Origin of the sequence: Nesterenkonia sp. LB17, from assembly GCF_022565915.1 — a bacterium.
GTDB lineage: Bacteria > Actinomycetota > Actinomycetes > Actinomycetales > Micrococcaceae > Nesterenkonia.
In genome coordinates, this window is record NZ_JAJOYX010000003.1 from 441,924 (window position 1) to 456,174 (window position 14,251).

General features: G+C 68.7%; 15 protein-coding genes. 5 read left to right on the top strand and 10 right to left on the bottom strand.

All coding sequences use genetic code 11. The features are described from left to right. Positions 1 to 49: 49 nt before the first annotated feature. Complete coding sequence (locus LTH96_RS09510; protein WP_241465477.1) at positions 50 to 925, top strand: 1,4-dihydroxy-2-naphthoate polyprenyltransferase; 876 nt, start codon at positions 50 to 52, stop codon at positions 923 to 925. Between the two features lie 72 nt (positions 926 to 997). Here LTH96_RS09510 and LTH96_RS09515 read toward each other — a convergent pair whose 3' ends face one another. Beyond that, positions 998 to 1,555 carry a PLD nuclease N-terminal domain-containing protein gene (locus LTH96_RS09515; RefSeq protein WP_241465478.1) on the bottom strand — a complete coding sequence of 186 codons (558 nt, stop codon included), beginning with the start codon at positions 1,553 to 1,555 and terminating at the stop codon, positions 998 to 1,000. A gap of 61 nt (positions 1,556 to 1,616) precedes the next feature. On the opposite strand from LTH96_RS09515, the gene LTH96_RS09520 reads away from it, so the two are divergent. Next, positions 1,617 to 1,961 (top strand): DUF4229 domain-containing protein, encoded by a 345-nt coding sequence (locus tag LTH96_RS09520; RefSeq protein WP_241465479.1) that lies wholly within the window; start codon positions 1,617 to 1,619, stop codon positions 1,959 to 1,961. A gap of 118 nt (positions 1,962 to 2,079) precedes the next feature. On the opposite strand, the gene ccsB is transcribed toward LTH96_RS09520, so the two are convergent. The 5 genes from ccsB to LTH96_RS09545 form a co-directional block, all read right to left on the bottom strand. After that, positions 2,080 to 3,153 carry a c-type cytochrome biogenesis protein CcsB gene (gene ccsB, locus LTH96_RS09525; protein WP_241465480.1) on the bottom strand — a complete coding sequence of 358 codons (1,074 nt, stop codon included), beginning with the start codon at positions 3,151 to 3,153 and terminating at the stop codon, positions 2,080 to 2,082. Then, positions 3,153 to 4,838, bottom strand: coding sequence for a cytochrome c biogenesis protein ResB (locus LTH96_RS09530; protein ID WP_370644428.1), 1,686 nt, complete (start codon positions 4,836 to 4,838; stop codon positions 3,153 to 3,155). Before LTH96_RS09530 ends, ccsB begins: the two co-directional genes overlap by 1 nt. Continuing rightward, a complete protein-coding gene (locus LTH96_RS09535) occupies positions 4,838 to 5,629 on the bottom strand; it encodes a cytochrome c biogenesis CcdA family protein (protein ID WP_241465481.1) in 792 nt (263 codons plus the stop codon). Before LTH96_RS09535 ends, LTH96_RS09530 begins: the two co-directional genes overlap by 1 nt. After that, on the bottom strand, positions 5,629 to 6,309 hold the full coding sequence (locus LTH96_RS09540) for a TlpA disulfide reductase family protein (RefSeq protein WP_241465482.1): 681 nt from the start codon (positions 6,307 to 6,309) through the stop codon (positions 5,629 to 5,631). Before LTH96_RS09540 ends, LTH96_RS09535 begins: the two co-directional genes overlap by 1 nt. Positions 6,310 to 6,456: 147 nt before the next feature. Further along, entirely contained in the window at positions 6,457 to 7,158 is a 702-nt protein-coding gene (locus tag LTH96_RS09545; RefSeq protein ID WP_241465483.1) for a histidine phosphatase family protein, read from the bottom strand. 170 nt (positions 7,159 to 7,328) lie between these two features. Here LTH96_RS09545 and LTH96_RS09550 point away from each other — a divergent pair, with 170 nt between their 5' ends. Next, entirely contained in the window at positions 7,329 to 8,306 is a 978-nt protein-coding gene (locus LTH96_RS09550; protein WP_241465484.1) for a hypothetical protein, read from the top strand. Here LTH96_RS09550 and purN read toward each other — a convergent pair. Further along, the gene (purN, locus tag LTH96_RS09555) at positions 8,293 to 8,871 is read right to left on the bottom strand and encodes a phosphoribosylglycinamide formyltransferase (protein ID WP_241465485.1); all 579 of its coding nucleotides are present in this window, start codon (positions 8,869 to 8,871) and stop codon (positions 8,293 to 8,295) included. The genes LTH96_RS09550 and purN overlap by 14 nt on opposite strands. A 74-nt stretch (positions 8,872 to 8,945) precedes the next feature. On the opposite strand from purN, the gene LTH96_RS09560 reads away from it, so the two are divergent. Next, positions 8,946 to 9,371 (top strand): hypothetical protein, encoded by a 426-nt coding sequence (locus LTH96_RS09560; protein WP_241465486.1) that lies wholly within the window; start codon positions 8,946 to 8,948, stop codon positions 9,369 to 9,371. 70 nt (positions 9,372 to 9,441) lie between these two features. Here the strand turns inward: LTH96_RS09560 and LTH96_RS09565 are convergent, their stop codons facing one another. Beyond that, positions 9,442 to 10,800 (bottom strand): DUF6350 family protein, encoded by a 1,359-nt coding sequence (locus tag LTH96_RS09565; RefSeq protein ID WP_241465487.1) that lies wholly within the window; start codon positions 10,798 to 10,800, stop codon positions 9,442 to 9,444. Between the two features lie 49 nt (positions 10,801 to 10,849). Further along, positions 10,850 to 11,602 (bottom strand): sulfite exporter TauE/SafE family protein, encoded by a 753-nt coding sequence (locus LTH96_RS09570; RefSeq protein ID WP_241465488.1) that lies wholly within the window; start codon positions 11,600 to 11,602, stop codon positions 10,850 to 10,852. Between the two features lie 102 nt (positions 11,603 to 11,704). Between LTH96_RS09570 and LTH96_RS09575 the strand changes: the two genes are divergently transcribed. Continuing rightward, the gene (locus LTH96_RS09575; protein ID WP_241465489.1) at positions 11,705 to 12,976 is read left to right on the top strand and encodes a glycosyltransferase family 1 protein; all 1,272 of its coding nucleotides are present in this window, start codon (positions 11,705 to 11,707) and stop codon (positions 12,974 to 12,976) included. Between the two features lie 71 nt (positions 12,977 to 13,047). Here LTH96_RS09575 and LTH96_RS09580 read toward each other — a convergent pair whose 3' ends face one another. After that, complete coding sequence (locus tag LTH96_RS09580) at positions 13,048 to 14,187, bottom strand: App1 family protein (RefSeq protein ID WP_241465490.1); 1,140 nt, start codon at positions 14,185 to 14,187, stop codon at positions 13,048 to 13,050. Positions 14,188 to 14,251: the final 64 nt, after the last annotated feature.

Sequence of the window (14,251 nt, forward strand, 5' to 3'; positions counted from 1 at the left end):
AGCTATCCGCGCGTCACCGCGTAAGAAGACAGCAACGAAAGGACACGACTTGGCAACTGTGAAGGAATGGGTCGCGGGAGCACGGCCGCGGACCCTGCCGCTGGCGGTGGCCCCGGTGATCATCGGCGCCGCCGCCGCGCACGCACTGGGAAGCTTCGATCTGCTGATCGCGGCACTGGCCCTGGTGGTGGCGCTGGCGCTGCAGGTGGGCGTGAACTACGCCAATGACTACTCCGACGGGATCCGCGGCACCGACGACGAGCGTGTGGGGCCGATGCGGCTGACCGGATCCAAGGCGGCGAAGCCTCGGCAGGTCAAGGACGCCGCCTTCGTCAGCTTCGGTCTGGCCTCGCTGGCCGGGCTGATCATCGTGATCCTGACCGGGATGTGGTGGATGCTCGCCGTGGGCGCCGCCTGCGTGCTGGCCGCCTGGTGGTACACCGGCGGGTCCCGGCCCTACGGCTACCGCGGACTCGGCGAGATCATGGTCTTCGTCTTCTTCGGACTCGTGGCCACCCTGGGCACCACCTGGGCCATGGCCGCCGAGCTGAGCGTGGGCGCCGGCATCGGCGCCGTGGGCTCAGGACTGATCGCCGCGGCGCTGCTGATGGCCAACAACGTCCGGGACATCCCCACGGACCGCGAGGCAGGAAAGGTGACCCTGGCCGTCCGGCTCGGGGAACGCCGTGCCCGGTTCAGCTATGTCGCCATGGTGGGCCTCGCACTGGTGCTGCCGCTGGCGCTGCTGGTGCACAGCTGGTGGTTCCTGCTGGTGCTGCTGGCCTTGCCGTTGGCGCTGGGACCGGCGCGGATCATGCTCTCACTGCAGAAGAAGGGTCCGGCGCTGATCAAGGTGCTGCAGCTGACCAGCCTGATCGGCATGGCCTTCGCGCTGACCTACTCGGCGGCGCTGGTTCTGAGTTGACCTGGTTCTGAGGTGACCTGATCCTCAACCGGCGGGGAGCCGAGCTGACCGTGCGCCGAGCGGATCCTCAGCTCAGCTGCGCGGTGCGGGCTGGGGGCCGCCGGCGTCGTCGTCGTCATCTGACGACTTCTTCCGGCTCTCCCCGGCGTCTCCACCTTTGGGCCGGCCATTGCTGGGGCCGCCGTCCTGGGAGCTGGGCTCACCGGCGTCCTCGGCGGAGGAGCTCCCCGCCACGGCCGCATCGGCGGCGTCGCCGAGCTCCCTCTCACGGGCGTCCTGGGTGCGGGCGTTGAGCTCTCGCTCCTTGCGGCGTGCGTCGGCATCCCGCTGGCGCTGCTCCTCGGCGCGCTGCCGCTGGCGGCGCTGGATCTCCACCTGGCGCAGGAAGTCGGGGTCATCATCGGGTGAGCGGGGCCGGCGCGGGGCCTGGCCGCCCTTCTTCGGGGCGCGGACACGTCCGAAGCCCAGCCAGAGGCTGGCACCGATGATCGGCAGCAGCACGATCACCGCGATCCACGCCACCTTGGGCATCACGCGGATCCGATGGCGCGGGGTCTGCAGGCATTCGACCAGGCTGTAGATCAACAGCCCCAGCCCCACGATTCCCAAGCCGATAATGATCCTGATCATCTCTCCAGCGTAGTTGATCTGTGAGCTCGGATTCACCAGCGAGCGGACCTACACTGGGATCATGTCTGTGCTGAAATACTCGCTGCTCCGCCTGGGTGCCTTCTTCATCGTGTTCGCCGCCTGCCTGATGTTGGATCTGGGCCGATACACCGTGATCTTCGCCCTGATCGTCGGCCTGATCGTGTCCTGGGCGCTGGGCTACCTGTTCTTCAACAGGCTGCGCCTCGAGGCGGGACAGGAGCTGGCCCGCCGCTTCGGCGGAGACCGCAAGCTGGGCAGCTCGGAGCTCGATGACAATCAGGCAGAAGACGCCCTCGCCGAGGACTTTCACCTCACCCAGGAGAAGCTCCGCGCGCAGCAGCGCAGCGCAGAGGAGCAGGGACCCCAGACCGAGTCCCCCCGCTAGTCAGCCAGACGGCGGGCCGCTGGGCAGCCCGCCGTGCAGCCTGCGCCGGCAGACCGCCGTGCGGTGAGTCCGCCTCGGGCCCTGCATCCGGCAGGCCGACCTGCTCTGGTCGGCCGTCCTACTCCGGCAGGCCCGCGTAGGAGTGCAGTCCGGGGAAGTAGATGTTGACCACGGCGTAGTTGAAGATGATGCAGCCGTAGCCGATGATCGAGAGCCAGGCCGCGCGGTTGCCGGTCCAGCCGCGGGTGGCGCGGGCGTGGAGGTAACCGGCGTAGACCACCCAGATCACGAAGGTCCAGACCTCTTTGACGTCCCAGCCCCAGTACCGGCCCCAGGCCTCTTCGGCCCAGATCGCGCCGGTGATCAGCGGGCCGAGGGTCCAGAACACGAACCCCACGGCGTTCATCCGGTAGGCCCAGTTCTCCAGGGAGGTCGCCGAGGGCACCAGCCGCAGGAACTGCCAGCCGCTGCGCCTGGTGGTCTCCCCAGCGGCCTGTGCGAGCTCGCGCCGGTGCTGGATCAGCTGCAGCACGTTCATCGCGAAGGTCAGCGTGAACAGCGAGATCGCGAGCACCGCAAGCGAGACGTGGATCGCGATCCATGGGGTCTGCAGCGCGGGCTGGACATGTGCCAGCGGTGTCGGGAACCCGATGGTGGCCGCGGCCATCATGGTGACCACGAGGCCCAGTGCGAAGGTCCCCAGGAAACGGACATCCTTGCGGGTGAGCACCAGCAGATAGACCGCGGCGACCACCAGCGCGCCGGTGGCCAGGAATTCGTACATGTTCGCCCAGGGCACCCGGTTGGCGGCGATGCCGCGGGCAGCCACAGCGAAGGTGTGCGCGGCCACTGCCAGGATTGTGAGGGCGACCGCGACATTGGCGAACGGGCGAGGCGTGCCCAGGTAGGCCATCCCGTCGTCGACCAGCTCATCGGCGGGGGCGGCCGCCACCGGCTGGTCGGCGCCAGCCCCGGTGCCGGCGCCCGCTGCTGCGCCTGTCGAAGATTCTGCCCCGACGAGCTCGCGCTCGGCGGCGTTCTCTGCCGCCAGCTCATCCTCCACCCGGCGGATCGTCGCGGAGCTGCGGATCATGTCGACCGCGAAGAGCATGAACGCGGCAGTGTAGATGAACGCGGCGATCAGCATGAACAGTTCGCTGTACTGCGCCAGTTCCATATTGATGGATTGCATCAGGATTCCTTCTCTGGGGCGCGCACCGGCCACTTCTTCTCGAACTGGGTGCGCAGGGCAATGTTCTCATCTCGCAGTCGAAAGTCCTCGCCGCGGGAAAGCAGGCCGTAGCGCACGAGGGTGCGCCCGACGGATGTGGTCTCCACAGTCACCCAGGCGCGACGGCGGCGCAGGAACAGTGAGAGCACCAGGCCGCCGAGGGCGGTCAGCGCGAAGATCAGCACTCCCTGCTGCGCCGGGTTGTAGTGGATGTCGACCGCGATGTAGTCCTGGACCCCGTCGAAGCTGATCGAGCCCATGCCTTCGGGGAGTTCGTGGGTCTCACCCGGGGAGAGCACGATGCCGCCGACGTCGAGCTCACGGGAGTTCAGCGTCTCCAGGGATTCTGTGTCGAGCACGTAGACGTTCTGCGCGAGCCCGTCATCGAGACCGAGGTCGCCGTAGTAGGAGTTCAGCTGCAGCTCCGGGTTGCCCAGCTCGGGGTCCACGGAGACGGCGAGGCCGTCGCCGGCGTCCTGCGAGGTGGGTAGGAACAGGCCGACGAAGCCGAGCTGCTCGGGGGAGGCGTCGGGCGCCTTGATCACCGCCATGGAGGTGTAGACCTCATCCTCCGGACGGGTGACCACCGGGCCGGAGAAGGCGACCTCGCCGTCGCCGTCGCGCACCGTGACCTCGGGGGCGTAGCCGTTGCCGACCAGGAAGACGCGGACGCCGTCCATGGTCAGCGGCTGGTTGACCTTGAGCTCCTCGGTCTGCGGCTCCCCGTCCGAGCCGAGCCGGGTGGTGACATCGGCGGTGAAGTCCAGGGCCTGGCCGAAGTGGGTGGTCGATTCCCGGTCGAAGACCCGCTCGAAGGCGTCGAGCCGGACCGAGAAGGGCTGCATCTGGTCCTCGCTGAAGTACGCACCGGGGTAGAAGTTGTCATAGGCGACCAGAGCGTTGACGAAGCTCTCGTCCTCCACCAGGATCTTCTGTCCGCGGTAGCTGAACATCGAGCCCAGCGCCACGCAGATCAGCACACCGACCAGCGCCACGTGGAAGAGCAGGTTCCCGGTCTCCTTGAGGTAACCCTTCTCGGCGCCCACCGAGGTGTCGCGGACCTCGACCCGGTAGCGCCGGGCCTTGAGGATCGCTGCCGCGTCCTGCAGGGCCTCATCCGGAGCAGGTCCGTCCTGGGCGTCGCCGGCGGCGCCGGACTGCAGCTCCAGCGCCCCTGACTCCGGGAGGCGCTCGAGCCGGCGCGGGGTGCGCGGCGGCGCGGAGGTGATCTGCTGCCAGTGCTTCTTCGCGCGCGGCAGGATGCAGCCGATGAGTGAGATGAACAGCAGCAGATAGATCGCGGAGAACCAGATGGAGGAATAGACGTCGAAGAACTGCAGGAAGTCCAGCACCTCCCCGACCCCGGGGTTGTCCTCGATCCAGGTGGCCACCGCGAAGGAGTCCTGCACCCGCTGCGGGAATATCGATCCGGGCACGGCGGCCACGGCGAGCAGCAGCAGCAGCATCAGCGCGGTGCGCATCGAGGTCAGCTGGGTCCAGGCCCAGCGCAGCATGCCCTTAGGGCCCAGTGCCGGGGTGGTGACCTGGGTCTTTCCGCCTGACGGGCTGCGCGGGTCGTTCTCGGCGGCCTCGGGCGCGTCGCGGTGCCCGGCCGGCATATAGGTGTTCTCTCGTTTTTCCGCCATCAGATGGGCAGCCTCACTTCATTGGCGAACCAGTCCTGCAGGGCATAGACCCAGGTGTTCCAGATCCCGGAGAGCATCAGCAGCCCGACCAGGATCAGCACGGCACCGCCGAAGCGCATCACGGCGACCTTGTGCCGCGTGAAGAACTGCAGGGTGGTCATCCCGCGCTTGAGACCCATGCTGATCAGGATGAACGGGATCCCGAGTCCCAGGCAGTAGATGAACATCAGGAAGGCTCCGCGGCCCGGATCTCCCCCCATCGGCGTGGCCAGGGCGAGCACGGCGGCCAGGGTGGGGCCGATGCAAGGCGCCCATCCGATGCCGAAGGTGGCGCCCAGCAGCGGCGCGCCGAGCAGCCCGTCCGGCGGGCGGCGCTCGATCTTGCGCTCGCGCTGGAAGAAGGTGAAGGCGCCCATGAAGACCAGCCCCATGATCACGACGACGCCGCCCAGCACCTGGGTCAGCCAGCCCCCATCAACGCGGAGCCAGACGATGGCCTGGGTGAAGACCACCCCGATGAGCACGAACACGACGGAGAAGCCCAGCACGAAGAGCGACGCGCCGAGGACCATCCGTGATCTGCGCCGCTCGTGCAGCTCAACGCCGGAGAGTCCGGTGACGTAACCCAGGTAGCCGGGCACCAGCGGCAGGACGCAGGGTGAGAGGAAGGAGACCAGCCCGGCGAGCAGAGCCACCGGGGCAGAGATCAGCAGGGAACCGTCGAAGACGATCTCGGCGAAGCGGTTGTCGGCGGTCCCGGCCAGCGGCGCCGCGAGGAACAGAGTGTCCATCACCGCTGCGCTGGCTCCGGCGCGGCGAGGCTGGAGGCTGCGGCCTCAGACGCGGCGGCGTCGGCGTCTTCGTCCAGGGCGGAGTTGATCAGCGCGCGCAGCGTGCCGGGCTCGGCGATCCCCAGGATCCGCGCGGAGACCCGGCCCTGCTTGTCCAGCACAAGCGTGGTGGGCACCGCCGAGGGCGGCACATAGTCGGTCATCGCGAGCATGACCTCACCGCTGCGGTCCTCCATAGAGGGGTATTCGATGCCGAAGGTGCGCTCGAAGGCCTCGGCGGTCGGCTGGGTGTCGCGGGTGTTGACCCCGTAGAACTGCACACCCTCGTCGGTGAACTCCTCGTCGAGGTCGGCCAGGTCGGGGGCCTCCACGCGGCAGGGGGCGCAGGCGGCGTACCAGAAGTTGATCACGGTGACCTCGCCCTCCCAGCGCTCGGGGCCTACGGCGGAGCCGTCGAAGAGCGTCGATTCAAACTGCACCGGTTCCCCGCGGTCTTCGGCGGCCAGCTCTTTGACCGAGCCGTCGCCGGCGACGTAGTTGGTCCCGTCGTTCGCGGCGCGCTGGCTCAGCTCATCATTGGCAGAGCTGCATCCTGCGAGCGCCAGGGCCGAGGCCAGGCCCACTGCGGCCAGGGCGCGGAGGCGGGATGTCCGGGAGGTTCGTTTGTTGAAGACGGTCATGCGCTGCGGTGTCCAGATCTGAAGAGGGAGTCAGGGTCAGCCGAACACTAATTCTACAGTCCGTAGAAGTGCTGCCGGGGCCATAAGTCACACAGCGGTGCCTGGCGGAGGGATTGGGCGCTGAGTCAGGCGCGAGCCCGGCGCCGATCAGGCGCCGGGGAGGTTCGTGGCGTCCTTGAGCAGCTCGCGGTTGGGCTCGGCGTAGCTGACGGACTCCACACCGCCAGGGCCGATGTGCAGCGAGGTCACCGAGGTCAGCGAGCACTCGCGGTCGCGCGGGTCGTGGAAGAGCGGGCGGCCCTCGGCCCAGAGCCGGGTCACCCAGATCGGCAGCTGATGGGAGACGACGACCACCTCGGCCCCGTCGCCATGGGCGGCGACGGCCTGGTCGGAGAGGTCCTTCACCGCGGCGAGCACCCGGTTGACCTGGGACGCATACGGCTCACCCCAAGAGGGTCGCAGCGGGTTGATCAGCAGCGGCCACCAGCGTGGGTTCTTCAGCTGCTGTTTCACCTCGGAGAGTCCTTCGAAGGCGTTCTCGGCCTCGAGCACCCTCTCCTCCACGGTGACGGGAAGTCCCAGACGTGCGGAGATCGGGGTCACCGTCTCCTGCGCCCGCTGCAGCGGCGACGCGGCGAGCATGTGAACCGGCCGGCCGGCCGCGGCCCGCTGTTGGAAGTAGTCCGCGATCCCCTCCGCCATCTGCTGGCCCAGCTCAGAAAGACCGAAACCGGGCAGCCGTCCGTAGAGGACCTTTCCTGGATTGTGGACCTCGCCGTGGCGCACCAGGTGCACGGTGGAGCCGGCCTGTGGCGCGCTGAGTGGATCCGTGATCTCCCGAGGTTTCATGGGGCACAGTCTTGCAGAGATCTGCGCGGCCGCCGCACTTGCGGGAGCGCCCAGGGTGGGGTGCGAACCTGGCCGCCGATACAGTAGTGCTGAGATCGGACCGTGGCAGCGCCGCGGGTCTTATAGGTGCCCAGCGTGCTGACCAGGACCGGGCGCAGAGGAGGGACAGCATGAGCAGCACACCGGAAGAGAATCGCCCCCCGGAGCAGCCCCGCTGGGGTCAGCGCCGACCCGAGGGCTCTGTCCCGCCTCAGGAGCCCGGCCAGGGCTCGGATCCTGGCCAGGGGCAGTCCCCGGGGTACGGGCGGTCTGCCGGGTATGGCGAGTCGGCCGGCTACGGCCAGCCCCCCAGCTCCGGCCAGGCAAGCTACGGCCAGTCGAATTATGGTCAGCCCGGTGGTGGTCAGTTCGGCTACGGAGCGCCGCAGGGGCAGCTCCAGCCCGGCTATGGCCAGCACCCCGGCGGCGGGCACGGGCCGGGGGCTGTCCCCACCCGGAAGCCGAAGCGTCCGCTGACGCTGATCCTGGCCATGGTGCTGATGCTCCTGGCCGGCGCCGCGACCCTCACGCTGAGCATATTGAGCTTCCTGGACTTCACCTCGATGGACCCGCAGGACATCGATCCGTTCTGGACCCAGGTGGCGGAGGAGTCCCAGGCCCAGCAGGGCCCGGGTGCCGAGGAGCTCAGCGTCCAGGACCTGATGCTCGGGCTCGGAGTCATGGTGCTGCTGGGCGGGATCATCCTGGCTGTGCTCTACACGGTCTTCGCCTTCGTCGGCACCATGACGGGCAATGTCGGGCGGATCCTGGCCACGATCTTCCTCGCCGGCAGCGTGTTCATGATTCTCTTCGGCCCCGAGAACCTGATCGTGACCGGACTGAGCCTCGCCGCCATCGTGGCGCTCTGGCTGCCCGCCAGCAATGCCTTCGTGCGCGATCGCAAGGCCTGGAAGGAATTCTCGCGGCCCGGGAACCCCTATGGCGGTCCAGGTCAGCATGGCCCGCAGAACCCTCAGGGCTGGGCGTCCCAGCAGCCTGACCCGTACCAGCAGCAGAGCCCCTACCAACAGCAGGGTCCCTACCAGCAGAACCCCCATCAGCAGGGCCCGCCGCAGGACAACCCGTATGGAGGATCTACCCCACGGTGATCGTCCCGGAGCTGATGCCGGCGAGCGTGTCCACCAGCAGCCGTCGCTCGTGCACCTTGATCCGCTCGTGCAGCGAGTCCTGGTCATCGTCCTCGCGGACCCGCACGGCCTCCTGGGCGAGGATCGGCCCGGTGTCCACCCCGGCGTCGACCTGATGCACGGTGCAGCCGGTGACCTTGACCCCGTGGGCCAGGGCGTCGCGCACCGCGTGTGCACCGGGGAAGCTCGGCAGCAGCGCCGGATGGGTGTTGATGATCGCAGCGCCTGCGTTCGCGAGGAACTCGGTGCCCAGTATCCGCATGAATCCGCTGGAGACCACCAGATCAGGAGTGTGGGCGCGGACGGCATGTGCCAGTTCCATGTTCCACGCGGAGCGGTCCCCGCCCTTGACCAGCGGCACCGCGAAGGTGGGGATCTGCGCCGTCGTCGCCCGGACGAGCCCGCCGCAGTCGGGGACGTCGGACCCTACGGCCGCGATCTCGAGGTCCAGCTCACCGCCCTGCACAGCGTCGATGACGGCTTGGAGATTCGTCCCCGAACCGGAGACCAGGACCACTATTCGCATGACCGCCAGCCTACTGCCGGTTCTTCGCCTCGGCAGTCCCGACCCGTGCAGGGACCCGGATAGGGTGGTGGACCATGAGCACCCCATCACCAGGCCGGAGCCGCGCCACTGACCTTGATGAGTCGACATTCCGCTTCTATGGCCGCTTCACCGGGTGGCTCGTGCTGGCCCTGCTGCTGAGCTATCTGGGTCTGCAGCTGCCGCTGCCCTGGCGGCTGCTGGCAGTGGTGGCGGGCCTGGTCGGCTTCGCCGGCGGGATCATCCTGCTGGTCCAATGCTTTCGCAGGCGGCTTCCGGTGATGATGCACGTCAGCGCGATCGCGGCTCTGCTGTGCTGCGGGATCTTCACCTTCACCGCCGGCTCGCAGGCCATCTTCTGGCAGGCCACGGTGGACTTCGATGACTGCAAGGCCAGCGCGCTGACCGAACGCTCGATGGACCGGTGTCTGCTCGAATACGAGGACGGCATGATGAGCTCGATCCCCGGTTTCGGGCGCTGAGAGTCAGAACAGACCCGCCGGGCTCGGGTGCGTCTCGGACGATCCTCGCTCGAGCCTCGGGCAGCTCTGCTCAGCCTGTGGTGCGGCGGCGGAGCCTCTGCCCCACCACCGAGACGCTGTAGCCGAGGATGGCGCCGAGAGCGACCCAGACTCCGAGCATCCCAGCGCTGAGCAGCGCGTGCGGACCGATGTCGGTCATCCGTCCCACCCCCAGCGAGATGTGCGAGAGCCACAGCGGCCCCACCGCCAGCAGGGCGGTGACCAGTCCGGTGAGGACTCCGAGCGAGAGGGTGGACAGCACTGCCGCCAGTGGACGCCAGGAGATCCGCAGCGTGAACCAGTCGTCCAGATGGTTCTCCCCCTCACGCATGAGCCACCAGCCGGCGAGCACACCGGCGAGCACCGGCAGACCCAGCACGAAGAGCCCGTACGGGTGGGCCTCCACCGGCAGCGCGGCGAGCACCGGCACCGCCGGCACGGCGCCCAGCTCGGTGCCCAGCGGAGAGACCAGCGATCCTGAGCCCAGCGCGAAGCCGGACCCGGTGGAGTAGGCCAGTGCCCAGAGGATGAGGTTCGGAGCCAGACCCAGATGCAGAATGGTCAGCCCGAGGACACCTGCGATCCCCGGGTTCAGCTGCTCATAGACGTTCGCGATCTGCATCCACTGCACGCCCAGCTGCCCGGCCAGCAGCAGCGCCGCCAGTCCGCAGGCGGCGACGAAGCCGACCAGGCCGGCCCGGCCCACAGCCCAGGCGTAGGACCCGGCCCAGCGCAGCCGCTGAGACAGCTCGTCGATCCGAGCCTCCAGGTCCATGCCGATCATCCGCGCCGCGCTGCGCGCCTCGGCGTAGCAGCCGGCGAGCGCCGCCAGACTCATCAGCACCGCGGCGCAGAGCGCCGCCAGCCAGGGCATCACCTGGAAGGTCGCGGCCTGGGCCACCCAGGCGATCCCGGCCGCGCCGGCCGCGTATCCGAGGATCAGCGGAAGCAGCCCCTGCCAGAGCTGATCTGAGTAGGAGCCGCGGGCGATCCGCCCGCCGGCCCGCCAGCCCAGCCACAGCGGGATCAGCGTCAGGCCCAGCGGCACCAGGTGGAACCAGCCCCCGCCGGGGACTTCCAGGGCCCCGCCCAGGGCGCCGGGGTCGAGGGTGATCACCAGTTCCACGGGGGTGCCGTGCAGCACCAGCCACACCTGCGCCGCCAGGGATACCACGAAGTTCGGGTTGAACGCGGAGAAGCCCCCCGCGAGGCTCATCACGAGCACCGGCAGCCCCACCAGCAGGATCGTGATCAGCAGGATCTGCGCGGCCTCGACCAGCCCGATGAGCCACAGCGGAGGGGCGGGCAGGCTGAATCGACGCCGGGTGCGGGTCGGCGGCTTCGCTGCTGGAGTCGCGGCGGCGCTGGGTTCGGTGTCGGTGGTGGCCATCGGTCCTATCGTGCCAGCAGGGACCGGTCTTCGGCTGGAGCAACAGGCCTCAGCCGAACATCAGTCGCAGACCTGTGATCAGCGCCATGATCGAACCGATGAAGGCCAGGATCAGCACGAGTCGGCGCACCAGCGCCTCGTCGATGCGGCGCTGCAGCCACTCCCCGATCACGATCCCGAGCACGATCGCCACCACGGACCCGGCCCAGGCCCACCAGGGCAGACCGGGGAGCGCGCCGTCGTCGAAGGACCATTTGATCCCGAAGGAGCCCAGCGAGAGCAGGATCCAGATCGGCTGCAGCGTGGCGATCATCGACATGATCGGCCAGCGCGAGAGGACCGCGTAGATCGTCATCGCGGGGCCGCCGACCCCGGCGATGACCGTGCCTGCTCCCGATCCGATGCCCGCGATCACCCGTGTGGTGGCGCCGTCGGCCTGGAAGGTGATCCGACTCAGCAGCATCGAGGTGATCAGACCGATGATCACCAGGGCCGCGACCACCACGTAGAGCGGCCCGGCCGAGGAGTTCACCGAGATCCACGCGGCGGCCGGCATCACTGCGAGCGCCGGCAGGCCCAGCCAGAGCACCTTGCGCCATTCGATGTCGCTCCAGATCCGTGGGAGCACCAGCATCGGCGCGAAGATGCTCAGGAAGTTCACCAGCATCACACCCTCGTGGGCGCCGATGAGCACGACGAGGAAGGGGGCCATGACCATGCCGAAGCCGAGTCCCACCAGACGTTGGATGACTGCGGCGAGCAGGACCAGGCCGACGACGGCGAGAGGGATCAGTGCTTCCACCTGGTCACCTTATCCGCTGGTGGGGAAAACGTTCGAGCAGCGTTCACAGTGCGGTCACGGCCACGACAGCCCGCGCTTCTCCGGCCTGCCTAGCCTGAGGGCGTGAGAGTTGTCGTGGTGACCGAATCATTCCTGCCCCACATGAACGGCGTGACGAACTCCGTGCTTCATGTACTCGCCCACCTACGTCGCCGCGGCGATGACGTCACCGTCATCGCCCCCGCCGACACCATGTTCGACGCCGGCCCGCGGACAGACTCCGGCGGCCCGGGCGGAGAGCTCTGTGAAGGCTTCCCGGTCATCCGGGTTCCCTCGCTGCCGCTGCCGGACTATCCGAAGGTCCGGGTCGCAGCGGGCTTCGTGACCCGGATCCGCCACCTGCTCGAGCAGATCCGTCCCGACGTGGTCCATGTGGCGTCTCCCTTCGTGCTCGGCTGGCGCGCGATCCAGGCGGCGGCCGCGCTGGGAGTGCCCACCGTGTCGATCTACCAGACCGAGGTGCCCACCTATGCGGCGCGCTACGGACTCCCCTGGGCCACGGAGCTGCTCTGGCAGCACGTGGACCGGATGCACACCTCATCCACGCTGACCCTGGTCCCGTCCTCCTTCTGCCGGGAGCAGCTCACCCGGCGCGGCATCAAACGGCTGAAGACCTGGCGCCGGGGCGTGGACACCGCACGGTTCTCCCCGGAGCGGCGCAGCGCGGAGCTCCGGGCCCGGATCAGCAGCACGGCGGCCGGTCCAGACGGCTCAGCAGCCGGTCCGGGCGCTGTCGGGACAGACACCGGCGAGAAGCTGATCGGATTCGTCGGGCGGCTGGCCTCGGAGAAACAGATCGAGGACCTGGCGGTGCTCGACGCGCTTCCGGGCACCCGGCTGGTGATCATCGGTTCGGGGCCGCAGGAAGATGCGCTGCGCCGGCGGCTGCCCCGCGCGCACTTCGCCGGCTTCCAGTCAGGCGATGATCTGGGCGCCCATGTGGCGAGCCTGGATGTCTTCGTCCACCCCGGAGAGGCCGAGACCTTCTGCCAGACCATCCAGGAGGCGATGGCCGCTGCGGTGCCGGTGGTCGCGGTGGGCCGGGGCGGACCGCTGGACCTGGTCGACGTCGGACGCACCGGCTGGCTCTACCGCCCCGGTGACCTGAACGGGCTGCGTTCCGCGGTGGAGCACCTGGTCAACGATGACGCGGCCCGCCGGGATTTCGGACTGCGCGCGCACGAGAGCGTGCAGGGCCGCACCTGGGAGGCGGTGTCCAATGAGCTGATCGGGCACTATGCCCGCGCCGTGGAGGTCAACCGGCGGGTCCGCACGATGCACACCCGGCCGCGGCGCTCCGAGTCCTGGGCGGCCGAAGCGACCTCGACCAGCTGAGCCTCAGATCAGGGCTGCGCTCAGCGCCGGTTGAACCTCAGCGCCGGTTGAACCTCAGCGCCGGTTCAACCTCAGAGAAGGCCGTGCTGGGAGAGCTTCGCGGCGATGTCCTTGCCGTCGGGGCCGTAGATCCAGGGGATCCGCCGATCCCCGGCGAGCTGGACGGCGTCGTTGGGCTCGGTCGGGTCGCCGTAGTTGAGCAGATCGTTGCCCACCGGGTCCTCGGCGCGGCCACCTGCCAGCATCGCCTCGGAGTACGTCAGCTCGCGGATGATCACCGCGGTGACATGTTCAGGATGGCGGCGGACGAAGTCGGCGTAGATGCTGGGGTCGTGCTGACCGTCGTCGCCGATCAGCACCCAGGACATCTCGGGGAAGTCCTGCGCCAGGCGTTCCAGCTGCTCCGCCTTGTGCTGCTGGCCGGAGCGGAACCAGCGGTCCGCCGTCGGGCCCCAGTCGGTGAGCAGCAGCGGCCCCTGCGGGTAGAGGTTCCGGGTGAGGAACCGGGTCAGCGTCTGCGCCACGTTCCAGGCACCGGTGGAGATGTAGATGACCGGGGAGCCGGGGAAGCTGACCATCAGCCGCTCCATCATCACCGCCATGCCGGGGGTGGGTGTGCGGGCGTGCTCGTCCAGCACGAAGGAGTTCCAGGCCGCCAGCAGCGGCCTCGGGAGCGTGGTGACCACCACGGTGTCGTCGATGTCGCAGACCACACCGGTGAGCGTCGCATCATCGATGATGTGCACCTCGGCGGTGGTGGCCTCGCTTCCGGGGGCACGCAGGGTGACCTGCTGCCAGCCCGGCTCCAGGTCGACCTTGATCACCGCATCCACGATCCCGCCGCGGTCAGCGACCACCTCGAACTCCCGGCCGGCGATCTCCACCGTGATCTCCGCAAAGGGCACGGGGGCGGAGACGAAGTTGCGCCAGCCGCGGACCCCGTCGGCGATGACCTTGGCCACGCGGCGGCCGTTCTCGAAATCGGAGTCCGGGGCCATCACCACCCGGGAGAACACGCGGACCCAGCGCCGACAGCCGTAGCCGGTCATCGAGAGCATCGTGACATTGAGCCCGCGCCGGCGCGCGAGTCCGAGCCGGAACTGGTGCCAGCCGTCCTCGGTCTTCATCACCCGGTTCCGGGTGCGATCGCGGTAGTGCGATAGCACGGCGGCGTTGTCCTGAATAACCTCAGTGGGCTCTGGGTTCGTCATCGGCTCGATCATACCGGCTTGTGCGCTGGGCCACTGCCGCAACTCCCAGGTGGCAGGTGGGTAG